The organism is Streptomyces sp. NPDC031445, assembly GCF_055581365.1.
Genome location: NZ_JBVIJO010000005.1, coordinates 302,269 through 324,855, shown reverse-complemented (window position 1 = coordinate 324,855; position 22,587 = coordinate 302,269). Strand labels below are relative to the sequence as shown.

At 72.6% G+C, this 22,587-nt stretch carries 20 protein-coding genes and 1 pseudogene; 11 read left to right on the top strand and 10 right to left on the bottom strand.

What is annotated here, in order from left to right; all coding sequences use genetic code 11:
• Positions 1 to 8: 8 nt before the first annotated feature.
• The 4 genes from ACZ5DC_RS16580 to ACZ5DC_RS16565 all read right to left on the bottom strand — a co-directional run bounded on the left by ACZ5DC_RS16580 (position 9) and on the right by ACZ5DC_RS16565 (position 3,564).
• Positions 9 to 857, bottom strand: coding sequence for a 1,4-dihydroxy-6-naphthoate synthase (locus ACZ5DC_RS16580; protein WP_468653294.1), 849 nt, complete (start codon positions 855 to 857; stop codon positions 9 to 11).
• Entirely contained in the window at positions 847 to 1,599 is a 753-nt protein-coding gene (locus ACZ5DC_RS16575; RefSeq protein WP_468653292.1) for a futalosine hydrolase, read from the bottom strand. Before ACZ5DC_RS16575 ends, ACZ5DC_RS16580 begins: the two co-directional genes overlap by 11 nt.
• On the bottom strand, positions 1,572 to 2,069 hold the full coding sequence (locus ACZ5DC_RS16570; protein ID WP_468653290.1) for a DUF2771 domain-containing protein: 498 nt from the start codon (positions 2,067 to 2,069) through the stop codon (positions 1,572 to 1,574). The genes ACZ5DC_RS16575 and ACZ5DC_RS16570 overlap by 28 nt, the downstream gene beginning before the upstream one ends.
• 94 nt (positions 2,070 to 2,163) lie before the next feature.
• Entirely contained in the window at positions 2,164 to 3,564 is a 1,401-nt protein-coding gene (locus tag ACZ5DC_RS16565) for an MFS transporter (protein WP_468653288.1), read from the bottom strand.
• Positions 3,565 to 3,831: 267 nt separating this feature from the next.
• Here ACZ5DC_RS16565 and ACZ5DC_RS16560 point away from each other — a divergent pair, with 267 nt between their 5' ends.
• Positions 3,832 to 4,758: a DUF3027 domain-containing protein gene (locus ACZ5DC_RS16560; RefSeq protein ID WP_366749870.1), complete on the top strand. Its 927-nt coding sequence runs from the start codon at positions 3,832 to 3,834 to the stop codon at positions 4,756 to 4,758.
• Positions 4,759 to 4,766: 8 nt separating this feature from the next.
• Here ACZ5DC_RS16560 and ACZ5DC_RS16555 read toward each other — a convergent pair.
• A pseudogene (locus tag ACZ5DC_RS16555) lies at positions 4,767 to 5,174 on the bottom strand (ATP-binding protein); the annotation flags it as partial.
• Between the two features lie 116 nt (positions 5,175 to 5,290).
• On the opposite strand from ACZ5DC_RS16555, the gene ACZ5DC_RS16550 reads away from it, so the two are divergent.
• Both ACZ5DC_RS16550 and ACZ5DC_RS16545 read left to right on the top strand, forming a co-directional pair.
• Positions 5,291 to 6,136, top strand: a complete 846-nt coding sequence (locus ACZ5DC_RS16550; RefSeq protein WP_468653285.1) for a helix-turn-helix domain-containing protein — start codon at positions 5,291 to 5,293, stop codon at positions 6,134 to 6,136.
• Positions 6,133 to 6,327: a DUF397 domain-containing protein gene (locus ACZ5DC_RS16545; RefSeq protein WP_468653283.1), complete on the top strand. Its 195-nt coding sequence runs from the start codon at positions 6,133 to 6,135 to the stop codon at positions 6,325 to 6,327. Before ACZ5DC_RS16550 ends, ACZ5DC_RS16545 begins: the two co-directional genes overlap by 4 nt.
• A gap of 1 nt (position 6,328) precedes the next feature.
• Here ACZ5DC_RS16545 and ACZ5DC_RS16540 read toward each other — a convergent pair whose 3' ends face one another.
• Complete coding sequence (locus tag ACZ5DC_RS16540) at positions 6,329 to 7,954, bottom strand: alkaline phosphatase D family protein (protein ID WP_468653281.1); 1,626 nt, start codon at positions 7,952 to 7,954, stop codon at positions 6,329 to 6,331.
• 142 nt (positions 7,955 to 8,096) lie between these two features.
• Here ACZ5DC_RS16540 and ppk2 point away from each other — a divergent pair, with 142 nt between their 5' ends.
• Positions 8,097 to 9,116 carry a polyphosphate kinase 2 gene (gene ppk2 / locus ACZ5DC_RS16535; RefSeq protein ID WP_468653279.1) on the top strand — a complete coding sequence of 340 codons (1,020 nt, stop codon included), beginning with the start codon at positions 8,097 to 8,099 and terminating at the stop codon, positions 9,114 to 9,116.
• A gap of 15 nt (positions 9,117 to 9,131) precedes the next feature.
• Complete coding sequence (locus tag ACZ5DC_RS16530; RefSeq protein WP_468653277.1) at positions 9,132 to 10,094, top strand: YihY/virulence factor BrkB family protein; 963 nt, start codon at positions 9,132 to 9,134, stop codon at positions 10,092 to 10,094.
• Between the two features lie 23 nt (positions 10,095 to 10,117).
• On the opposite strand, the gene ACZ5DC_RS16525 is transcribed toward ACZ5DC_RS16530, so the two are convergent.
• Positions 10,118 to 10,612, bottom strand: a complete 495-nt coding sequence (locus ACZ5DC_RS16525; RefSeq protein WP_468653275.1) for a hemerythrin domain-containing protein — start codon at positions 10,610 to 10,612, stop codon at positions 10,118 to 10,120.
• 137 nt (positions 10,613 to 10,749) lie between these two features.
• Between ACZ5DC_RS16525 and ACZ5DC_RS16520 the strand changes: the two genes are divergently transcribed.
• From ACZ5DC_RS16520 to ACZ5DC_RS16510, 3 genes are all read left to right on the top strand, one after another.
• On the top strand, positions 10,750 to 13,908 hold the full coding sequence (locus ACZ5DC_RS16520; protein ID WP_468653273.1) for a sacsin N-terminal ATP-binding-like domain-containing protein: 3,159 nt from the start codon (positions 10,750 to 10,752) through the stop codon (positions 13,906 to 13,908).
• A gap of 141 nt (positions 13,909 to 14,049) precedes the next feature.
• Positions 14,050 to 14,808: a calcium-binding protein gene (locus ACZ5DC_RS16515; protein ID WP_468653271.1), complete on the top strand. Its 759-nt coding sequence runs from the start codon at positions 14,050 to 14,052 to the stop codon at positions 14,806 to 14,808.
• 201 nt (positions 14,809 to 15,009) lie between these two features.
• Positions 15,010 to 15,792 (top strand): hypothetical protein, encoded by a 783-nt coding sequence (locus ACZ5DC_RS16510; RefSeq protein ID WP_468653269.1) that lies wholly within the window; start codon positions 15,010 to 15,012, stop codon positions 15,790 to 15,792.
• A 16-nt stretch (positions 15,793 to 15,808) separates the two neighbouring features.
• Here the strand turns inward: ACZ5DC_RS16510 and ACZ5DC_RS16505 are convergent, their stop codons facing one another.
• Both ACZ5DC_RS16505 and ACZ5DC_RS16500 read right to left on the bottom strand, forming a co-directional pair.
• Positions 15,809 to 18,205, bottom strand: coding sequence for an HAD-IC family P-type ATPase (locus ACZ5DC_RS16505; RefSeq protein ID WP_468653267.1), 2,397 nt, complete (start codon positions 18,203 to 18,205; stop codon positions 15,809 to 15,811).
• 72 nt (positions 18,206 to 18,277) lie between these two features.
• Positions 18,278 to 18,544: a DUF2530 domain-containing protein gene (locus ACZ5DC_RS16500; protein WP_366749859.1), complete on the bottom strand. Its 267-nt coding sequence runs from the start codon at positions 18,542 to 18,544 to the stop codon at positions 18,278 to 18,280.
• Between the two features lie 150 nt (positions 18,545 to 18,694).
• On the opposite strand from ACZ5DC_RS16500, the gene ACZ5DC_RS16495 reads away from it, so the two are divergent.
• Positions 18,695 to 20,146 (top strand): NCS2 family permease, encoded by a 1,452-nt coding sequence (locus tag ACZ5DC_RS16495; protein ID WP_468653265.1) that lies wholly within the window; start codon positions 18,695 to 18,697, stop codon positions 20,144 to 20,146.
• 10 nt (positions 20,147 to 20,156) lie between these two features.
• Here the strand turns inward: ACZ5DC_RS16495 and ACZ5DC_RS16490 are convergent, their stop codons facing one another.
• Entirely contained in the window at positions 20,157 to 20,339 is a 183-nt protein-coding gene (locus ACZ5DC_RS16490; RefSeq protein ID WP_451376460.1) for a ribbon-helix-helix protein, CopG family, read from the bottom strand.
• A gap of 155 nt (positions 20,340 to 20,494) precedes the next feature.
• On the opposite strand from ACZ5DC_RS16490, the gene ACZ5DC_RS16485 reads away from it, so the two are divergent.
• Positions 20,495 to 20,932 (top strand): MarR family winged helix-turn-helix transcriptional regulator, encoded by a 438-nt coding sequence (locus ACZ5DC_RS16485; protein WP_171155238.1) that lies wholly within the window; start codon positions 20,495 to 20,497, stop codon positions 20,930 to 20,932.
• 26 nt (positions 20,933 to 20,958) lie between these two features.
• Positions 20,959 to 22,305, top strand: coding sequence for an MFS transporter (locus ACZ5DC_RS16480; RefSeq protein WP_468653263.1), 1,347 nt, complete (start codon positions 20,959 to 20,961; stop codon positions 22,303 to 22,305).
• Positions 22,306 to 22,587 lie beyond the last annotated feature (282 nt).

Genomic DNA, 22,587 nt, shown 5'->3' with positions numbered 1-22,587 from the left:
GGCCCGCATTACGGGAAAGCGAGCGCGTCGGGGCCGAGGGGCGGCACCAGTCCCTCGGCCGCCGCGCGCGTGAGAAGGCCCCGGACGGCCGCGTAACCGTCCTCGCCGAGGCCGGCCGTGAACTCGTTGACGTACAGCCCGATGTGCTGGTCGGCGACGGCCGGGTCCATCTCCTGGGCGTGCTCCATGACGTACGGCCGGGAGGCCTCCGGGTCGTCCCAGGCGGCGCGTACGGAGGCCCGGACGGCGTCGGCGAGCCGGCCGAGCCGCTCGGCGCCCAGGGACCGCTTGGCGATGATCGCGCCCAGCGGGATCGGCAGCCCGGTGGTGCGCTCCCAGTGCTCGCCCATGTCGGCGAGCTTGTGCAGCCCGTAGTTCTGGTAGGTGAAGCGGGCCTCGTGGATGACCAGGCCCGCGTCCACCTTGCCGTCCCGGACGGCCGGCATGATCTCGTGGAACGGCATGACCACGATCTCGCCGACCCCGCCCGGCAGAGTGTCGGCGGCCCACAGCCGGAACAGCAGGTACGCGGTCGACTTCTCGCTCGGCACCGCGACCGTACGGCCCGTGAGGTCGGCATCCGCCTCCCGGGTGAGCACCAGCGGTCCGCAGCCCCGGCCCAGCGCACCGCCGCACGGCAGCAGCGCGTACTCGCCGAGGACGTACGGCAGGACGGCGTACGACACCTTCAGCACGTCGAACTCGCCGCGCTCGGCCATGCCGTTGGTGATGTCGATGTCGGCGAAGGTCACGTCCAGCGCGGGGGCGCCGGGGACGCGGCCGTGGGCGAGGGCGTCGAAGACGAAGGTGTCGTTCGGGCAGGGGGAGTACGCGATCTGCAGCGGTTCAGCGGTCATGTGCGTTCCAACTCTCCAATGCGGGCGCGAGCTTCCCGAAGCCCCCGGTGAGGGCGGCGAGGGCGTCACCGATGCGCCAGGCGGCGCGGTCGCGGGGCCCCACCGGGTTCGAGACCGCGCGGATCTCCAGCACGGGCACCCCGTGCGCGGCGGCGGCCTCCGCCACCCCGAACCCCTCCATGCCCTCGGCGAGCGCGCCGGGGTGCCGGTCGCGCAGGGCGGCGGCGCGGGCGGCGGTGCCGGTCACCGTGGAGACGGTCAGGATCGTGCCGGTCCGGGCACCGGTGGCCTCGGACACGACTCGTACGAGTGATTCCGGCGGCCGGTGGGTGACGGTCCCGAATCCGAGTTCGGTGACCGGCAGGAATCCGTCGGCGGTCTCGGCGCCGAGGTCGGCGACGGTGATCGCGTCCGCGACGACGAGCGAGCCGAGGGGCGCCCGGGGGGCGAAGCCGCCGCCGATGCCGGCCGAGACGACCAGGCCGTAGGGGCGGCCGGCCAGCGCGGCGGCGGTGAGGGCGCCGGCGGTCGTGGCGGCGGCGAGCGCCGGGCCGACGCCGGCGGCGAGCAGGTCCCAGCCCGCGGCCGTACGGACCAGGGACGCGCCCGGCAGCCGTACCTCCCCGGCCGGTCCGGGCAGCGCCCCGGCCACCGCGTCCCGCTCGACGGGGACCGCGGCGGCGACGAGCACCGGGACCGGAAGAGACGTCGTGATCAGGCCTTCTTCAGCTTGAAGGACCACATGCCCTTGTTCGTGTTCTCGCCCATCCGGATCGACAGGGTGTTGGTGTTGCCCTGGGTGCCGTACTGGACGTTGAAGAACGCGCTGCTCGGGATCGTGCGGTACGTCTCCTTGCTGGAGTCGCTGAACTGGCGGCCGTTGACCAGCACGATCCAGCCCGCGTCCGCGATCTTCGGGTCGACGCCGATGCGGACGGTCTGGTCCTGGCCGACCTTGATCGACTTGACGTCGTCGGCGTTCTTGACGCACTCCTTCAGCGACTTCTCGTCCAGCGCCTTGCCGTCGTTGTAGCAGACGGCCTCGGAGTTGACCGAGTCCCCGCCGACGGTGATCGTCGCGACGGGGCTCGGCTTGTCACAGGCCGACAGGACGAGCAGTCCGGCGGAAACGGCGCCGGCGACGGCGACGACGCGGCGGCGTCGCGCAACGCGGGGTACATCAGCGGCTTCGCCGCGGGGCAGCGTGGTCATGGCCGAAGGCTATCGGGCGCCCCGAGCCGTCCCCCCACGTGGGGTACGGCGTGCCCGGTTCGTTACGCCACGCGTGCCCGCGCCCGCCACGGCGTCACGCCACCCGGGTCCGGGCCCGGCCGCCCTGCCGGGCCGAGGCGAGCAGCCCCCTGAGCGTGCTCAGCCAGCCGACGGCCACGAACGCGGCGCCGACCAGCAGCCCGACCGCGCCGTTGAGCGGCATCACGATGCCGACCGCGCCGCCGAACACCCACGCCATCTGAAGCAGCGTCTCGGAGCGGGCGAACGCCGAGGTGCGCACCAGCTCGGGCACGTCCCGCTGGATCAGCGCGTCCAGCGCCAGCTTGGCCAGCGCCTGCGCGAACCCGGCGACCGCGGCCAGGCAGGCCACCAGGAGCGCCCCGAAGAGGATCGCCGCGACGACCGCCGTGCCGAGCACCACCGCCACCACCGTCACGATGATGATCTCCGGCGCCCGGGAACGGAACCAGGCGCCCACGGCCGTGCCGAGGGCGTTGCCCGCCCCGGCCGCGACGCCCACTATCCCCAGCGACACCGCCGCGCTCTCCCCGGTCAGCGGGTGCTCGCGCAGCAGCAAGGCGAGGAAGAAGATCAGGAAGCCGGACAGGCAGCGCAGGGCGGCGTTGGCGCCGAGCGCGTGCGTGACGGCCGGCCCGACCGTCCGCAGCCCCGGCCGCCTGGCCTGCCCCCGGTGCGGCCCGTGCAGGTGCTGCTCGTCGGCCGCGAGCAGCGCCACGTCCTCGCCCTTGGCCGAGTCCACCTTGGGCGGCAGGGAGAACGACAGCAACGTACCGGCGACGAAGATCACGAAGGCGCCGTAGAGCGGCCACGGATCGCCGAGGGCGTGCAGCCCCGCCGCGACCGGCGCGGCGGCGCCGGTGGCCAGCAGCCCGGCGAGGGTCACCCGGGAGTTGGCCTTCACGAGCGAGAACCGCGGCGGCAGCAGCCGCGGCACGACGGCACTGCGGACCACCCCGTACGCCTTGGACGCCACCAGCACGCCCAGCGCGGCCGGGTACAGCTCCAGGCTGCCGCTCGCCACCGCCCCCGAGATGATCAGCGAGAGCAGCGCCCGCGCCAGCATCGCCCCGGCCATCGCGGCCCGCCGCCCGTGCGGCAGCCGGTCCAGGAGGGGGCCGATCACCGGCGCGAGGACCGTGAAGGGCGCCATGGTGATCGCGAGGTAGAGGGCGACCCGGCCGCGCGCCTCGTCGGTCGGCACCGAGAAGAAGACCGTGGACGCGAGGGCCACGGTGACCATGACGTCCCCCGCGCCGTTCACCGCGTGCAACTCGATCAGCTTGCCCAGACCCGACTCGCCCGCGCCGTGCGCGTGCGTGGCCCTGCGGATGCCGCGGGCCGTACCGGTCACGGGAAACTGCAGGGCACGGCCGACCGAGCGGACGGCGCCACCCACCCGGCCCGAACCGCCGCCCCGACCATTCGCCCTGTCCGCGGCTGCCACGACGTTCATAGTGCCCCGAGATACCGCCGGATAGTGCGGATCGGACGGGTGTGGCGGCTCACGACCCCGGTCGGCGCAGGCAGAGGGGCGGGTGGGAATATGCACGAATCCCGTCCGGTGTAGCGTGCCTATCTCAGCCATAACGCAGAATGGATGGCAGAGGTGCGCCCAGGCGCGCGGATGCAGACGTCGATGCGGTCCCCAGGTCCGCTCCGTCGGCGAAACCGCCGGAGGCAGCCGCACTCGACGAGACGGCGTAGGAGAGAAGCGATACCTGTGAGCGCAGCGACCACGCGAAGCCGCACCCCCGACCGCCTGTGCGCCGAGGCCGTCGACCTCGCCCGCGCCGCCGCCGAGGAGGCCGCCGCGCCCGGCGTGGTCGGCGAGCACGCCGGCCTGGTGTCGGAGGGCGACCGCGTCGTCACGCACTTCTTCGCGTGCGAGGAGCTGGGCTACCGCGGCTGGCGCTGGGCGGTGACGGTGGCCCGCGCCTCCCGCGCCAAGATCGTCACGCTCGACGAGGTCGTCCTGCTGCCCGGCCCCGACGCCCTCCTCGCCCCCGAGTGGGTCCCGTGGAGCGAGCGCCTGCGCCCCGGCGACCTCGGCCCCGGCGACCTGCTCCCCACCGACCAGGACGACCTGCGCCTGGAGCCCGGTTACACGGGCGAGGAGGAGCCGCCGCCGAACTCGGCGGTGTCCGAGGAGATGCGGGAACTGGCGGAGGCGGAGGACGCCGACGTCACGCCGGGCACGCCCGCGGTCCAGCCGACGACCCCTTCGCGCGGCACCATCGCGTCCTTGGCCGAGGAACTGGGCCTGCGCCGCGCGCGCGTCCTGTCCCGCTACGGCCTGCACACCGCCGCGGACCGCTGGGAGGAGGCCTTCGGCCCGAAGACGCCGATGGCCCAGGCGGCCCCCGCCACCTGCGTGAGCTGCGGCTTCCTCGCTCCCATCGGCGGCTCCCTCGGCCAGGCCTTCGGCGTCTGCGCCAACGAGTTCTCCCCGGCCGACGGCCGCGTGGTCTCCCTCGCCTACGGCTGCGGCGGCCACTCGGAGGCGGCGGTCATGCCCAAGCCCCCGCAGCCGGCCCCGCCGGTCGTCGACGAGACCCGGGTCGACGCCTTCCCGCTCCGCCCGGCCCGCGACTCCGGTTCGGTACCGGAGACCGGCGACGACGAGACGGCGGAACTCGGCCACTCCTGACCCCTCACGCGCACCTCGGCCCACACCGTCTTGCGCGGCGCGGGCCCGTGCGCCGTACCCCAGCGCTCCGCCAGCGCCTCCACGAGGAGCAGCCCCCGCCCGCCCTCCGCGTCCGGTTCCGGACGGCCGAGTTCGGGCAGCCGGTCACCGCGCGTGTCGGTCACCTCGACACGGAGCGTGTCCCCGACGGCGTACAACGTCAGCCGGAAGTCCCGTCCGGCCACCCGGCCGTGACCGGCCGCGTTGGCGGCCAGCTCCGCCACGATCAGCTCCGCCGGGTCCAACGGCAGGCCCCAGGAGCGCAGTTGCTCCCTGGCGAGCAGCCGGGCGAGACGGGCCCCGCGGGGCGTGGAGGAGAGCCGCACCGTGAGGTGCGGGACGGGGGTGGAGATGTGGGTGGAGATTTCCTGGTTCACATCACTCAGAGTGGCTGTGCCTGTTACTCCTGAACAGTGACGACGCGGTTGCGTAGGGTCACTGTCCAGCGCGTGTCCGGTGGTGTCCGGGCATGTCGAGAAGGGGGTGGTGCGGTGTGGGTGAGGAAGAGGAGCCGGGCTGGGAGGTCGAGCCGGACGACGAGTGGGGCGTCGCCGTCATCGCCACCGTCGGCCGCCAACTCAGGCTCCGCCGGGAAGCGGTGGCCCTGCGCGCCGCCGACTTCGCCAAGGCCGTGGGCTACAGCGAGGACATGGTCTACAAGATCGAGTCGGGCAAGCGGATTCCTCGGCCGGAGTACCTCGACAAGGCGGACAGGGTTCTCGACGCGGGTGGGTTGCTCGCGGCGATGAAGGAGGACGTGGAGAAGGTCCGCTATCCGAAGAAGGTTCGGGCTTTGGCGGAGGTGGAGGCGAAGGCGGTGGAAATCGGGGTGTATGTCTGCAACAGCATCAACGGCTTGCTGCAGACGCCCGAGCATGCACGCGTCGCCTTCGAGTCACGGCAGCCTCCTTACTCGCAGGGCGAGGTGGAGCGCCTGGTGGCCGCGCGCATGGCCCGACAGTCCATCTTCGAGCGGGACCCGGCGCCTGCCCTCAGTTTCGTGCTGGAAGAGGCTTTGGTACGACGCCCCCTCGGCGGGAGAATGGTATGGCGACGCCAGCTTGAACGGCTCCTGGAAGTCGGGCGCTTGCGCAGCGTCTCACTCCAGGTCATGCCGATGCACAGTGAAGTTCATCCCGGACTGGATGGCAGGATCGAGGTGCTGAAGTTCGCGGATGGCACGGCAACGGGCCGCTCGGACGGGGCCTTCAGCGGTCGCCTGGTCTCTGACCTGAGGCAGGTCCGCGTCCTGGAACTGCGGTATGGCACGATCCGGGCTCAGGCTCTCCCCCCGAGGGAGTCGTTGGCCTTCATCGAGCAACTGCTGGGAGAGACATGATCCGTTGGTTCAAGAGCAGCTACAGCGATGGCAACGAAGGCGACTCCTGCGTCGAAGTCGCCCTGGACTGGGACGCCGCCCCCACCCCCGCCACCATCCACGTCCGCGACTCCAAGCAGGACGACGGCCCCCTCCTCACCGTCGCCCCCGCCACCTGGACGGAGTTCGTCTCGTACGCCGCCCGGCGCTGAACTAGCCGGTGAGGCTCGCCTCGTGGACCGTGTCGAGGCTCGCCTCCTTGCCGGTGCGTTCCAGGCGCAGGCGGGCCGAACGGCCGTGCAGCGTCAGCGTCATGAGCTGGTTGCCGAACCACGGCCCACCCCGCTTGCGCCACCGCACCGGCGGCCGGGGCGTGCGGCCGTGCCGGGCGAGCAGGCGGCCCAGGACGCGGGCCGGCGCGCTCCAGCCGACGCGGAAGCCGACCCGCATGGCCGCCGGCACGGAGTTGTGCACGGGTGAGCAGGTGAGCTGGACGACGGGCACGCCGAGGTCGCCGGAGCGCCAGGTGGCCTCGGCGAGGTAACCGTGGTGCACGTCCCCGGAGAGCACGCACACGCTCGCCGGGGCGCCCGGTGCCGTCGCCACCTCGGCTATGAGGCCGGCGAGGTCGGCGAAGGAGCGGGGGAAGGCCGCCCAGTGCTCCAGGTCGGCCCCGCGGCGCAGCCACTCGCCGAAGCGGGCCCAGCGGTCGCCGCGTTCCCCGGCGCACAGGGCCGCGTCCCAGCCCTCGGTGTCGTGCACCAGGTGCGGCAGCAGCCAGGGCAGGGAGGTGCCGATCAGGAGGTGGTCGTAGGCCCCCTCGTCGCCCAGGACCTGTGCGCGCAGCCAGTCGGCCTCGCCCGGGTCCAGCATGGAGCGGCGGCCCTCCTCCAGGACCCGCGCGGCCCGGGAGTCGACCATCACCACCCGGACCCGGCCGAAGTCGCGCCGGTAGCTGAAGCGGACCGTGGCGGAGTCGGCGTCGGCCTGTTCGGCCAGCGCGCGCAGCGCCTTCGTGCCGTCCGGGGTGGCCCGTACCGCGGCCCAGGTCGGGTCGTCGGCCAGTTCGGCGGGGGAGAGGTTGCCGATGTGCTGGTGGACCCAGTACGACATCAGGCCGCTCAGCAGCCGTTCCTGCCACCAGTCGGTGGCGCGCATGTCGGCGAGCCAGGAGGCGGAGGTGTTCCAGTCGTCCACGATGTCGTGGTCGTCGAAGATCATGAAGCTGGGCACGGTGGACAGCAGCCAGCGGACCTCCGGGTCGAGCCAGGACTCGTAGTAGAGGTGGCAGTACTCCTCGTAGTCGGCGACCTGGCCACCGGGCGGCTCGTCCAGGCCGCGGCGGCCGGCCAGCCAGCGCCGGGTCTCCTCGGAGGTCTCGTCCGCGTAGATCTGGTCGCCCAGGAGCAGCAGGACGTCGGGGCGTTCGGCGCCGGGGTCGGCGGACAGCCGGCGGGCCAGGGTGTCGAGGGCGTCGGGGCCCACCGGGTCCTTGCCGTCCGCCGGGGGCGCGGCCCAGCGGCACGACCCGAAGGTGACGCGGACGGTGTCGCCGCTGCCGGGCGTGCGGATGACGGACGGCGGGAAGCGGGAGTCGGGCAGGGGCCACACCGGGGTGCCGTCCAGCACCACCTCGTAGGAGGGGGCGGTGCCCGGCCGCAGTCCGGTCACCGTGACGAGCGCGTAGTGGTGACCGGCCACCTGGAAGGTGGGGGCCGTGCCCGCCGCGCCGTCGGAACAGCGCACCTCGGCCGTGCAGGGCGCGCTCGTCTCGACCCACACGGTGGCGCGGGAGCCGTCGGTGTACCTCAGCAGCGGACCAAGGCGCAGTTCGGGCATGTGATCGCCTTCCTGTCTCGGACGGTACGGAAAGGAACGGCCACAGCGACGGTACAGGCGTCTGGGACCCGTCCGGGCGGGCACGTGTGAGGAGACCGGGGCGGGGCGGCCCCGGTGCGGGGCGAGGCGGAAAGGTGGTGCCGTGGCCGAGCACGGGCGGGCGACGGAGGCACGGGAGACCCGGGGCACGGGGGGCGAGGACGACCTGCTGCGCGGGTTCGAGGTGGACGACCGGCAGCCGGAGCGGCCGGTCCTGCTGGACGCCGGCGGCCGGCCGGTCGACACCTGGCGGGAGAACCACCCCTACGACCACCTGATCGGCCGGCGCGAGTACGAGCGGACCAAGCGGATCCTGCAGATCGAACTCCTCAAGCTCCAGCGCTGGGTGAAGGACACGGGGCAGCGGATCGTCGTGGTGTGCGAGGGGCGGGACGCGGCCGGCAAGGGCGGCACCATCAAACGGTTCACCGAGCGGCTGAACCCGCGGGGGGCGCGCGTGGTGGCGCTGGACAAGCCGACCGAGCGGGAGGCGGGCCAGTGGTACTTCCAGCGGTACGTGACGCACCTGCCGGCCCGCGGGGAGATGGTCTTCTTCGACCGGTCCTGGTACAACCGGGCCGGCGTCGAGCGGGTCATGGGATTCTGCACGGAGGCCGAGTACCGGCAGTTCCTGCGGCAGGCGCCGCTGTTCGAGCGGCTGCTCACCGACGACGGCGTCCTGCTGGTCAAGCTCTGGTTCTCGGTGTCCCGCGCCGAGCAGCGGACCCGGTTCGCCATACGGCAGGTCGACCCGGTGCGCCGCTGGAAGCTCTCCCCCACCGACCTGGCCTCGCTCGACCTCTGGGACGAGTACACCGCGGCCAAGGTCGACATGTTCCGGGCGACCGACACCGCGCACGCGCCCTGGACGGTCGTGAAGAACAACGACAAGCGGCGCGGCCGGCTGGAGGCGATGCGCAGCCTCCTGGACCGCTTCGACTACCCCGCCAAGGACCACGAGGCGGTCGGCACCCCCGACCCGCTGGTCGTCGGCGCCGCGGACACCCTGCTCGAACCGGGCGAGGAACCCACGGCCCTGTCGCCGACCCCGCTGGCCGGACCGGGCGGCGGACCCGGGAACCACCCGGACCCCGCGGTGCCGGCCGGCCGCGGCCACAGCTGAGGAGGGACCCGGACCATGGGAACGGTGGTGCACGTCCCGCAGACACGGGACATGATCGGGGACGAGCTCTCCGGCGACGAGGCCTTCACCGCGCTGCGCCGCTACGGGGGCACACGCCTGCTGCTCGACGCCTTCTCCCGCTTCCGCTACGCCGACGGCTTCACCAACGCCCGCGCCCTCGGCTTCCAGATCGTGCTGGGCCTGGTGCCGTTCACCATCGCGCTCGTCGGCCTCGCCACGGCCGCGCACACGGAGAGCCTGGGGCGGATCGTCGAGCTGACCCTGGGCAGGATCGTGCCGGGCGCCAGCGCCGACGTGGTCCGCGAGGCGCTGCGCGGCACCCGCCGCACCGCCGGCTCCGACGCCTGGAGCACCGTCGCGCTGTGCCTGGGGCTCGCCTTCTCCGTCCTCAACCTCGCCTCCGCCATGGGCCAGGTGGAACGGGGCGCCAACCGGATCTACGGCATCGAACGGGACCGGCCCTTCCCGCGGAAGTACGGCAGGGCCGTGCTGCTCGCCTTCGCCGCCGGCGTGCCCATGGTCCTCGGCTTCCTGGTCCTGGTCGCCGGGCAGGCCGTGACCGCGGCGACGGCCGAGGCGCTGGGCGCCTCCCGGCCCCCGGCGTGGTGGGGCGCCCTGGAGGTGCCCGTGGGAATCGCCCTCGCCTGGATCGCCTCCGCCGTCATCTTCCGCTGGTCGCCGCGCCGGGACCAGCCCGGGTACACCTGGCTGGCGTTCGGTTCCGCCGTCCACCTGGTGCTGTGGGTCACCGCGACCTGGCTGCTGACGCTCTACGTCTCCCGCAGCGGCTCCTTCGGCGCCGTGTACGGGCCGCTCACCGCCTTCGTGGCCCTGCTGCTGTGGGCCAACCTGACCGGCATCGCCCTGTTCCTCGGCATCGCGTTCGCCGCCCAGCTGGAAGCGGCCCGCGCCGGCCTGGGCCGTGCCGTCGAGCCGGACCCGGGGCCGGGCCCCTGAGCCCCCGGCCCCGGGGGCGCGGGTCAGGACGACTTCACGAGCCGGCGCACGTTGTCGACCGAGCCGCACCCGGACTTCAGCTGACGCTCACGCTCCTCCCAGAACGCCGCGCCCAGCTCCGCGCGCCGCTCCGCCGCCACGTTCTCGCGCGCGCCGTTGAGGATCGTGCGCTCCTCCTCGTCGGCGTGGTGGGTGACGGCCTCCACCAGCGCCTCCAGCTTCTCGTCCCACTCCTCGGAGCCGACCTCCTCGACCTCCAGGAGTTCCAGCAGGGCTTCGTTGCCCTCGTCGTGCTCGTGCTCGCCGTGCTCGACCTCTTCGTCGTCGATGTTCTTGTACCGCTTCAGGGCGGGGTAGACCTTGGCCTCCTCGGCCAGCGCGTGCGCGATCAGCAGGTCCGCGAACTCCTCCAGCGCGGCCGCGCGGTCGGCCTCCACACTGCGCATGAGGCGGAACAGGTCCTCCATGCGGCGGTGGTCCTTCAGGATCAGCTCGACGACATCCCGGGTCTCGGCCATGGAACGGGCACCACTTTCGTACGTACCGGCACTACCGTGCCAACGGATGGTTCCTACCGCCTACCCTCGCCGTCCGCGTTGATGGCCTCCCGGCTCCGCGCTGTACCTTCGTCCTCACGTCGTAGAGGAGAGTCAACGTGAGCAAGTTCGTGCGGCCGGCGGCCGAGGGCGCCGACCCCTTCGGCACCGCCCGTCTGCGTCGCGGTGTCCTCGACGCCTGGGCGACCAGCCCCGCCCGGTTCCGGGAGGACGCCAACGCCGAGGAGGACCTGGTCCTCGGGGGGTACCGGGACCGGCTCGTCGTCGAGCTGGCCCAGAACGCCGCCGACGCCGCCGCGCGGGCGCACGTGCCGGGCCGGTTGCGGCTCACCCTCCGCGACGGCGTGCTCGTGGCCGCCAACACCGGGGCCCCGCTGGACGCGGCCGGTGTCGAGTCGCTGTCCACGCTGCGCGCCTCCGCGAAGCGGGACGCCGAGGCGACGCACGGTGCCGTCGGCCGGTTCGGCGTCGGGTTCGCCGCCGTGCTCGCCGTCACCGACGAACCGGCGATCGTGGGGCGGCACGGCGGGGTGCGCTGGTCCCTCGCCGAGGCCAGGGAGCTGGCCGCCGACACCGCCCGGCACAGCCCCGGGCTCGGGGACGAGGTGCGGCGGCGCGACGGGCACGTGCCCCTGCTGCGGCTGCCCTTCGCCGCCGAGGGCACCGCTCCGGAGCCCTACGACACCGCCGTCATCCTGCCGCTGCGGGACGCCGCCGCCGCCGACCTCGCCGAGCGGCTGCTCGCGGGCGTCGACGACGCCCTGCTCCTCGCGCTGCCGGGGCTGGCGGAGGTCGTCGTGGAGGTCGGCGACGAGGCCCCCCGCACGATCAGCCGGCGTACCGACGGCCCCTTCACCATCGTGGAGGACTCCCGGGACGGCATCACCAACTGGCGCACGGTCTCGGCCGACGGGCCGCTCACGCCCGACCTCCTCGCCGGCCGGCCGGTCGAGGAACGGCTGCGGCCGCACTGGTCGGTGACCTGGGCCGTGCCCGTCGACGCCTACGGCGCCCCGGCCCGGCCCCGTACGAGCCCCGTCGTGCACGCGCCGACGCCGAGCGACGAGCCCCTCGGCGTGCCCGCCCTGCTCATCGCCTCCTTCCCGCTGGACACCACCCGCCGGCACGCGGCGCCCGGCCCGCTCACCGACTTCCTGGTGGAGCGCGCCGCCGACGCCTACGCCGAACTGCTCGCCTCCTGGCGGCCGGTGCTGGCCGGGATCATCGACCTCGTGCCGGGGCCGCTCGGCAAGGGCGCGCTGGACGGGGCCCTGCGGCAGGCCGTGCTGGAGCGGCTGCCGCGCACCGCCTTCCTGCCCCCGGCCGTCGAGGCGAAGGGCGACGACGAGCTGCCGGAGGCGCTGCGGCCCCGCGACGCCGAGATCGTGGAGGGCGCCGGCACGGACACGGTGCGGGTGCTCGCCGAGGTGCTGCCCACCCTGCTCCCGGCGGGGCTGGAGCGGCGCGCCGAGCTGCGTACCCTCGGGGTCGCCCGGCTGCCGCTCGCCGACGCCGTCGACCGGCTCGCCGGGCTGGAGAGGGAGCCGCGGTGGTGGTGGCGGCTGTACGACAGCCTCGCCGGGGTCGACCCCGAGCGGCTGTCGGGACTGCCGGTGCCGCTGGCTGGGGGCACCTCCCAGGCTTTCGGCTCTGGGGGAGGCCGGACGACCATCGGACCCCGGCAGGTGCTGCTGCCCACGCCGGACGCCGCCCGGATCGACCCGGACGTGCTGGGGCGGCTCGGACTGAAGGTGGCGCACGCGGACGCCGCGCACCCGCTGCTGGAGAAGCTCGGGGCGCTGCCCGCGACCCCGCGCGCGGTGCTGACCACCCCTCAGGTGCGGGCCGCCGTCGCGGGCTCGCTGGAGGACGACGGCGCCCTCGGCTGGGAGGAGGACGCGCCGGACGCCGAGGAGCTGGCCGACACGGTGCTCGCACTGGTGCGGGACGCGGCGCTCGAACCGGGCGACGAGCCCTGGCTGGGCGCCCTCGCGCTGCCCGACGAGGACGGGGAACTCGCGCCCGCCGGTGAGCTGGTGTTCCCCGGCAGCCCCTTCGCCCGGGTCATCCGGGAGGGTGAACTGGCAGCCGTGGACGCCGACCTGGCGGAGAAGTGGGGTGAGCAGCCGCTCGCGGCGTGCGGGGTGCTCGCCGGCTTCGCGCTCGTCCGGGCCACGGACGTCGTCCTCGACCCCGACGAACTGGAGCCCCGGGACGGCGACTACGCCGAACCCGACGACGCCGGTCTGCTGGACGCCGTGGACGTGTGGTGCGAGGACATTCTCGACCGGTTCCCGGACAGCCCGGTGCCGCCGGTCGCCACCGAACTCGTCGCCGTCCGCGACCTGGACCTGGTGGACGACGACCACTGGCCCGAGGTGCTCGCCCTGCTGGCCAGGCCGCCGCTGCGGGACGCCCTGACCCAGCCCGTGCGCGTCCTGCTGCCCGACGGCACCCACGAGGCCGTACGGCCGTACACCGCGTGGTGGCTGCGCGGGCACCCGGTGCTCGACGGCCGGCGCCCGGCCGGGCTGCTCGCGGCCGGCGGCGACCCGCTGCTGCGCGGGCTGTACGACGAGGCCGACGCCACCGGGTTCGAGGACGAGCAGGTGCTGCGGGCGCTCGGCGTGCGCACCTCCGTCGGCGCGCTGCTGGACGAGCCCGGCGGCACCGCCGAACTGCTGGACCGCCTCGCCGACCCGGAGCGGCCCGTCACCCCCGCCCAGCTGCACGGCCTGTACAGCGCGCTGGCGGAGCTGGAGCCCGAGCGGGTGACCCTGCCGGACGAACTGCGGGCCGTGGTCGACGGGCGCGTGGAGGTCGTGGACGCCGGGTCGGCCGTCGTGGTCGACTCGCCGGACCTGCTGCCGTTCACCTCGGGCGTGCCGCTGCTGCCGGTCCGCCCGGCGCGGGCCGCCGAGCTGGCCGAGCTGTTCCAGGTGCGCCGGCTGAGCGAGTCCGTCACCGGCGAGGTGCACTCCGAGGGGACCGAGCACGACGTACCGGACGCGGTGCGGGTGCTGCTCGGGCCGCGTACGCCGGGCACCTACGTCGAGCACGAGGAACTGGTCGTGGACGGCGTGGAGATCGACTGGCGGCTCACCGGCGACGGGGTGCTGCACGCGGCCACCCTGGAGGGGGTCGCGGCGGGGCTGGCGTGGGCGGCGGGGCAGTGGCCCCGGCGGTTCGAGGTGGCCGCGCTGCTGGAGGACCCGTCGCGGACGCAGGAGCTGGCGCGGGACCGGTGGTTCGACTGAGCCGGGCCGGCTCGGCCGGGGCCGGCCCCCGCTGAAACACGCCCGCACAGAATTTTCACTACTCGTACAACCTTTCACTTTGTTCCCGCGTCACATCTGCGGAGTCACCCGACTCCCCAGATCTCAACGTGGGGACCACACATGCGCATCCGTGCCTCTGCCGCCGTCGTCGGCGGCGCCCTGGCCCTGTCCGCCCTCGCCGTCCCGGCCGCCCAGGCCGACGGCGGTTACGGCGACACGAAGATCACCAAGGTGGTCGTCGACGGCGACAACAAGGTGCAGATCGGCACCTCCAGCGCGGTGACCGTCAAGGTCAGCGTGACCGCCACGGACAACTCGGGCATCAAGGGCGCCGAGGCGTTCACCCTCTACGGCCCCGACAACGGGTACGCGGACACGGGCAAGCCCACCTGCACCAAGGTCAACGCCACCACCTCCACCTGCACCGCCTCGGTGAAGATCGACCCGAAGACGGACTACCTCACCAACAAGAGCGCCGGCACCTGGTACGTGGACGCGTGGATCGACGCCAAGGACGGCGACTTCGTCTGGAAGCAGAAGGCCGGCTCGTTCTCCTTCCAGCGCGCCGCCAGGCTCACCGCCAACGCCACCCCCGAGCCGGTGAAGAAGGGCAAGACCGTCACCGTGACGGGCGCCCTCACCCGCGCCAACTGGGAGTCGCTGAAGTACGGCGGCTACGGCTCGCAGTCCGTGAAGCTCCAGTTCCGCAAGAAGAGCTCCAGCACCTACACCACGCTGAAGACCATCAAGGCGGACACCAAGGGCAACCTGAAGACGACGACCACCGCCACGGTCGACGGCTACTACCGCTTCTCCTTCGCGGGCGGCTCGACCACCTCGGCGGTCAGCTCCGCGGCCGACTTCATCGACGTGCAGTAAGCGGCACGGTTCCGCCCCCGGGAGCGCCTGCCGGCGCCCCAGGGGCGGAACGTTCCTTCTCAGTTGTGTCATGTGCTGGTAATCCGAGGCCCAAATCTGGCCGGAACGCGGCCTTGCCGTACAACCAGTCCTCTGCCTCGCGGATCTGACCGCGTGAGTCGACCGACTCCACGATCACTTCTCCCTCCAGGGGAAACGCACATGCGCATACGTGCCACCGTGGCCGCCGTCTCCGGCGCCCTGGCCCTCTCCGCCTTCGCCGTCCCGGCCGCCCACGCGGCCACCGCGGCGCCGAACGTCACCTTCTCCAACGTGAAGGTCAACAGCGGCAAGGCGATCACCCTCGGGGCGACCTCCACGGTCAAGGTCAAGGCGACCTACACCGTGACCCACCCCACCACTGTCTCGATGTCCAACGTCCTGACCGGCCCGGTGCTCTACCGGGGCGCGTCGGCCAAGGACGCCGACACCCAGGTCGTCAGCGACGACCCGGGCACCTGCACCACCGTGAACAGCACCACCGTGAACTGCACGGCCTACATCACCCTCCCCGCCGACGAGCTGTACAACTCGGACGCCGGCACCTGGAAGGAGGGCGGGCTCGCGGTCGACAAGAAGACCGCGGCCGAGAAGTGGCAGAACGACCTCGGCACCATCCCGGTCCGCCGCGCGGCCAAGCTCACCGCCGACGCCACCCCGGAGCCGGTCAAGAAGGGCAAGACCCTGACCGTCACCGGCAAGCTGACCCGCGCTGACTGGCAGCACGGCACCTACATCGGCTTCGGCGGCCAGTCCGTCAAGCTCCAGTTCTGCAAGGCGGGCAGCACCACCTACTCCACCGTCAAGACCATCACCTCGTCCTCCACGGGCGCCCTGAAGACCACGGTGACGGCCGGCTCCGACGGCTACTACCGCTACAGCTTCGCCGGTACGTCCACCACGTCGGCGGTCAGCTCCGCGGCCGACTACGTCGACGTGCAGTAACGGCACCCGGCCGGACTCAGTCCGGGAAGCGGCGGCCGACCCACCTCCACAGGTACTCCAGGGCGGCCGCCGCCACCGCGGCCACGCCGACCGCCGTCCACGGCAGCTCCATGCCGACCAGCTTCAGCGCGAAGAAGTCCTGGAGCGCCGGGACGGCGAGGACGAACAGGAAGGCCACGGCCATCGCGGCCACCAGGGCCACCCGCCACCAGGTGTAGGGGCGGGCGATGATCGCCAGGACCCACATGGAGATCAGGAACAGGGTCAGGGTGGCCGCGCTCGTCTCCGCGGCCAGCGCGCCGGGGCCGGTGTAGTGGTGCCGCGCCAGCAGGTACGTGAAGAAGGTCGCGACGCCGGCCAGCACCCCGCCGGGGATCGCGTACCGCATCACCCGGCGCACGAAGTGCGGTCTCGCCCGCTCCGTGTTCGGCGCGAGGGCCAGGAAGAAGGCCGGGACGCCGATGGTGAGCGTGGACAGCAGGGTCAGGTGCCGGGGCAGGAACGGGTACTCCACCTGCCAGCACACCACCAGCACCGCCAGCAGCACCGAGTAGACCGTCTTCACCAGGAACAGCGTCGCCACGCGCGTGATGTTGCCGATCACCCGGCGGCCCTCGGCGACCACCGACGGCAGGGTCGCGAAGCTGTCGTCCAGCAGCACGATCTGGGCCACCGCCCGCGTGGCCTCCGAACCGGAGCCCATGGCGACCCCGATGTCCGCGTCCTTCAGGGCCAGCACGTCGTTCACGCCGTCCCCGGTCATCGCGACCGTGTGCCCGCGCGACTGGAGCGCGCCCACCATGTCCCGCTTCTGCCGCGGGGTCACCCGCCCGAAGACCGTGCCCGCGTCCAGGGCCTGCGCCATCGCCGGCCGCTCGGCGGGCAGCCGCCGCGCGTCCACCGCCGCGCCCTCCAGGCCCAGCTTCGCCGCGACCGCGCCGACCGACACCGCGTTGTCACCGGAGATGACCTTGGCGCGGACGTCCTGCTCGGCGAAGTAGCGCAGGGTGTCGGAGGCGTCGGGCCGCAGCCGCTGTTCCAGGACGACCAGGGCGGTGGGGCGGGCGCCCCGGGCCGGCTCGGAGTCGTCCAGGTCCCGGTGCGCGCGGGCCAGCAGCAGCACGCGCAGGCCCTGTTCGTTCAGGCGCGCGGTCTCGGCGAGCGCCGGGTCGTCGGCGCCGAGGAGCACGTCCGGGGCGCCCAGCAGCCAGGTGCTGGTCTCGCCGTCGCCCTCGCTGAACGCGGCCCCGCTGTACTTGCGGGCGGAGGAGAAGGGCAGCGACTCGACGCAGCGCCAGTCGTCGCTGTCCGGGTAGGCGTCGATGATGGCCTGGAGGGAGGCGTTGGGGCGCGGGTCGGACTCGCCGAGCGCGCCGAGCACCTTGCGGACGTACGTCTCGTCCGCCCCGTCCAGCGTCCGCAGCTCGGTGACGTCCATGCCGCCCTCGGTGAGCGTGCCGGTCTTGTCCAGGCAGACGGTGTCGACACGGGCCAGGCCCTCGATGGCCGGCAGCTCCTGCACGAGGCACTGCTTGCGGCCGAGCCGGATGACGCCGATCGCGAAGGCCACGGAGGTGAGCAGCACCAGCCCCTCGGGCACCATCGGGACGATCCCGCCGATCGTGCGGGCGACGGAGTCCTTCAGGTCGTCGTTCTTGACGACGAGCTGGGTGATGACGAGTCCGACCGCCGCCGGCACCATCATCCAGGTGACGTACTTGAGGATCGTGGAGATGCCGGTGCGCAGCTCGGAGTGGACGAGCGTGAACCGGGACGCCTCCTCGGCGAGCTGGGCGGCGTAGGCCTCGCGGCCGACCTTGGTGGCCGTGAAGGCGCCGCCGCCCGCGACTACGAAACTGCCGGACAGCACCGGGTCGCCGGGGCGTTTGACGACGGGATCGGCCTCGCCGGTGAGCAGCGACTCGTCGATCTCCAGTCCGTCCGCCTCCGCGCACACCCCGTCGACCACGACCTTGTCGCCCGGACCGATCTCGACGAGGTCGTCCAGGACGATCTCATGGGTGGCCACCTCGGTCGCGACCCCGTCCCGCCGTACCGTGGGCCGGGCCTCCCCGATCACCGCGAGCGAGTCCAGGGTCTGTTTGGCCCGCCACTCCTGGACGATGCCGATGCCGGTGTTGGCGAGGATCACGAAGCCGAAGAGGCTGTCCTGGATCGGCGCGACGAACAGCGTGATCAGCCACAGGACACCGATGATCGCGTTGAACCGGGTGAAGACGTTGGCCCGGACGATCTCCCCGAGCGACCGGCTGCTGCGCACCGGTATGTCGTTGACCAGGCCCCGGCCGACCCGGTCGGCGACCTCGGCAGCGGTCAGCCCGGTCGCGGCGCGCCCCGGCAGGGCCACGGGACGCACGGGGTCGATCTCGGCGCCCGCGTCTATATGGCTCATGCAGACGACGGTACGTGCGATGCCGCCCGCTCGCCCACCAGACGGGCCCGGGAGGAGCGGAGCCGCCGCCGGCTACTCGGCCGACGCCGCCTCCGGAGCCGCCGCCCGCTTGATCGCGGCGTCCCGCCGGCGGACGTACCAGACCCCGATCAGTCCCAGCCCGCCCCCGGCCAGGCACGTCCACAGCCACCACAGGTGCCCGTGGTCCTCGAACCAGCCGTAGAAGGGGAGCTGGACCAGGAAGAGGACGAACCACACGAGGGTGCCGCCGGTGATCGTGGCGACCACGGGCCCCTCCAGGGGCTCCGGCGCCTCGTGCTTGGGGGTCCACTTAGCCATGCGCACAGCTTAAGCGCCGCCGCTGTCTACGCGCGGAGATAGCGATCTGTCCCTCATACGTTCATACTGAAACGGTTTGCCTTTGACCGCTTCTTATCGTAGGAAACTCCAACGGGGCTCGGGGGAACCCCGCTGGTGATGAGGTCCCGCATGTCCACCTCGGCACCCGCCAAGGTCCCCACCCCCGAGAAGCCGGGTGGCGCGTCCGCCTATGGCGCCCTCGACCGCTACTTCAAGATCTCCGAGCGCGGCAGCACCCTCGCCCGTGAGGTCCGTGGCGGTTTCGCCACCTTCTTCGCGATGGCGTACATCATCGTGCTGAACCCGATCATCCTCAGCAGCGCGAAGGACATGTACGGCCACCACCTGGACAACGGCCAGCTGGTGACGGCGACCGCGCTGACGGCCGCGTTCTCCACGCTGCTGATGGGCGTCATCGGCAACGTGCCGATCGCGCTCGCCGCCGGCCTCGGCGTGAACTCGGTGGTCGCCCTCCAGCTCGCGCCGCGCATGTCCTGGCCGGACGCCATGGGCATGGTCGTCCTCGCCGGTTTCGTGGTCATGCTGCTGGTCGCCACCGGGCTGCGCGAGCGCGTGATGAACGCCGTGCCGTTCGGCCTGCGCAAGGCGATCTCCATCGGTATCGGCCTGTTCATCATGCTGATCGGCCTGGTCGACTCCGGCTTCGTCACCCGGGTGCCGGACGCCGCCCAGACCACCGTCCCGGTGCAGCTCGGCACGGGCGGCCACCTCACCGGCTGGCCGGTGCTGATCTTCATCCTGGGCGCGCTGCTCACCTTCGCGCTGATCGTCCGCAAGGTTCCGGGCGCGATCCTCATCTCCATCGTCGGCATGACCGTCCTCGCGGTGATCATCAACGCGGTCGCCACGATCCCGTCCTGGGGCCTGACGGTCCCGAAGTGGCCGGGCAACCCGGTCGACACCCCCGACTTCGGCCTGGTCGGCCACATCAGCCTGTTCGGCGGCTTCTCCAAGGTCGGCGTGCTGACCGGCATCCTGTTCGTCTTCACGGTCCTGCTGTCGTGCTTCTTCGACGCGATGGGCACGATCATGGGCATCAGCGACGAGGCCAGGCTGACGGACGCCGAGGGCTACATGCCGGGCATCAACAAGGTCCTCTTCGTGGACGGCCTCGCGGTCGCGGCGGGCGGCGCCAGCTCCTCCTCGGCCACCACTGCCTTCGTGGAGTCCACGGCCGGCGTCGGCGAGGGCGCCCGCACCGGCTTCGCCAACGTCGTCACGGGCGGCCTGTTCGCCGTCGCGCTGTTCCTCACCCCGGTCGCCACGATGGTCCCGTCCCAGGCGGCCACCCCGGCACTGGTCGCGGTCGGCTTCCTGATCCTGTCGAACTCCATCAAGGAGATCGACTGGGCGGACTACACCATCGCGATCCCGGCGTTCGTGACGATGCTGATGATGCCGTTCACCTACTCGATCACGAACGGCATCGGCATGGGCTTCATCACCTTCACGGTGCTGCGCCTGGTCGCCGGGCGGGCCCGGGAGATCCCGGCGGCGATGTACGTCGTCTCGGCGGTCTTCGCCTTCTACTACCTGATGCCGGCCCTGGGCCTGACCTGACCGGCGGGCGTCAGGTGACGCCGTAGAACCTCTCCGTCTCCTCGACGGCGGTCTGGAACCGCTCGTCGAAGTCATCCCGAATGAGCGTCCGGACGACATAGTCCTGGACGCTCATTCCTCTTCTCGCCGCGTGGTGCCGGAGCCGTTCGAGCAGCTCCCCGTCCATCCGCAGGCTGAGCACACTGGTCCCCATGCCTACGAGGGTCGCCACAGCGGGCCGTCCGGTGCGTCGTTTTCCGGACCCGGCTCACCCGTTCGGGTGATCGCAAGGTTCAGTGGTGGGCGTCACGGGCATCCTGGGCACGCCCGACTGGTCTTTAGCGAGAGTAATGAGTTACGCTAAAGAACATGCCGGACCTTACCCATGGCGACGACGCGGCCGCCGTGAACGCACTCCGCTCCGCAGTGATGCGGCTGTCCCGTCGGCTCAAGCACCAGCGGGTCGACGAGTCGCTGAGCCCCACCGAGATGTCGGTGCTCGGCACCCTCGCCCGCTGCGGCTCCGCCACCCCGGGCGAACTGGCCCGCAAGGAGCACGTCCAGCCGCCGTCGATGACCCGCATCGTCGCGCTGCTCGAAGCCAAGGGCCTGGTGAGGCTGGAGCCGCACCCCGAGGACCGGCGCCAGAAGGTCGTCACCCAGACCGAACAGGCCGAGGCCATGCTCGAAGAGAGCCGCCGCAAGCGCAACGCCTTCCTGGCCGGCCTGGCCGACGGCCTCGACGACGACGAGTGGGCGACCCTGCGCGCCGCCGCCCCCGTGCTGGAGAAACTCGCACACCTGTAAGCGCGCCATCCGAGGAGGCGAACCCTTTGAGTACGGGATCCGGAACACCTTCCGCCCCCGCACCGGCCACCCCTACCACCCGTGTTTCCCGCAAGTCGTCGATGTTCAGCTCGCTGAGGATCCGCAACTACCGCCTCTTCTTCATCGGGCAGGTCGTCTCCAACACCGGCACCTGGATGCAGCGCATCGCCCAGGACTGGCTGGTGCTCAGCCTCACCGGCTCCTCCGCGGCCGTCGGCATCACGACGGCCCTCCAGTTCCTGCCGATGCTGCTGTTCGGCCTGTACGGCGGCGTCCTCGTGGACCGCCTGCCCAAGCGCCCCGCTCTGCTGGTCACCCAGAGCGCGATGGCCCTCACCGGTCTCGCCCTCGCCGCGCTGACCCTCTCCGGTCACGTCCAGGTCTGGCACGTCTACGTCGCCGCCTTCGCCGTCGGCCTCGCCACGGTGGTCGACAACCCCGCCCGGCAGTCCTTCGTCTCCGAGATGGTCGGCCCCGAGCAGCTCCAGAACGCGGTCAGCCTGAACTCGGCGAACTTCCAGTCCGCCCGGCTCGTCGGCCCCGCCGTCGCCGGCCTGATGATCACCGGCGTGGGCACCGGCTGGGCGTTCCTCGCCAACGGCCTGTCCTTCGCCGCGCCGATCGCCGGGCTGCTGCTGATGCGCGCCGGCGAGCTGCACGTGGTGGAGCGCGCCCCGCGCGGCAAGGGCCAGCTGCGCGAGGGGCTGCGGTACGTGGCAAAGCGGCCGGAGCTGATCTGGCCGATCGTGCTGGTCGGCTTCATCGGCACCTTCGGCTTCAACTTCCCGGTGTGGCTGTCCGCCTACGCGGACCACGTCTTCCACGCCGGAGCCGGTGCCTACAGCCTCTTCAACACCCTGATGGCCGTCGGCTCCCTGGTCGGCGCCCTGCTGGCCGCCCGGCGCGGCACGGCCCGGCTGCGCGTGCTGATCGCCGCCGCGCTGGCCTTCGGCCTGCTGGAGACCGTGGCCGCGGTGGCCCCGTCGTACTGGCTGTTCGCGCTGCTCATGGTCCCGATCGGGGTCTTCGGCCTGACGGTGAACGTCACCGCGAACACCGCCGTGCAGATGGGCACCGACCCGGCCATGCGCGGCCGGGTGATGGCCCTGTTCATGATGGTCTTCATGGGCGGTACGCCGCTGGGCGCCCCGGTGGTCGGCTGGATCACCGACACCTACGGCGCCCGCGTCGGCTTCGCGGCCGGCGGAGTCGTGTCGGCGGCGGCGGCCGCGGCGATCGGCCTGGTCCTCGCCCGCGTCGGCGGCCTGCGGCTGTCGGTGGGCTGGCACCACGGCCACCCGCGGGTGCGGTTCGTGCCGCGTGAGCGGGAGCGGTTGGCCACGGCGGCGTGAGCTTTGCCGGCCGCTTGCCGGAGGGGTTCTCCCGGAGGGTCCTTCGGGGCGCGGCCGTTGTGCCGGCGGTGTGGTGCCGGCCGGGGCGGCCGGGGCGATCGGCCTGGTGCCGGCGCGCGTGGGCGGGCCGGCACAGCGGGCCCTCCGCGGGTGCGGTTCGTGCCGCGTGAGCGGGAGCGGTTGGCCACGGCGGCGTGAGCTTTGCCGGCCGCTTGCCGGAGGGGTTCTCCCGCAGGGTCCTTCGGGGCGCGGCCGTTGTGCCGGCGGTGTGGTGCCGGCCGG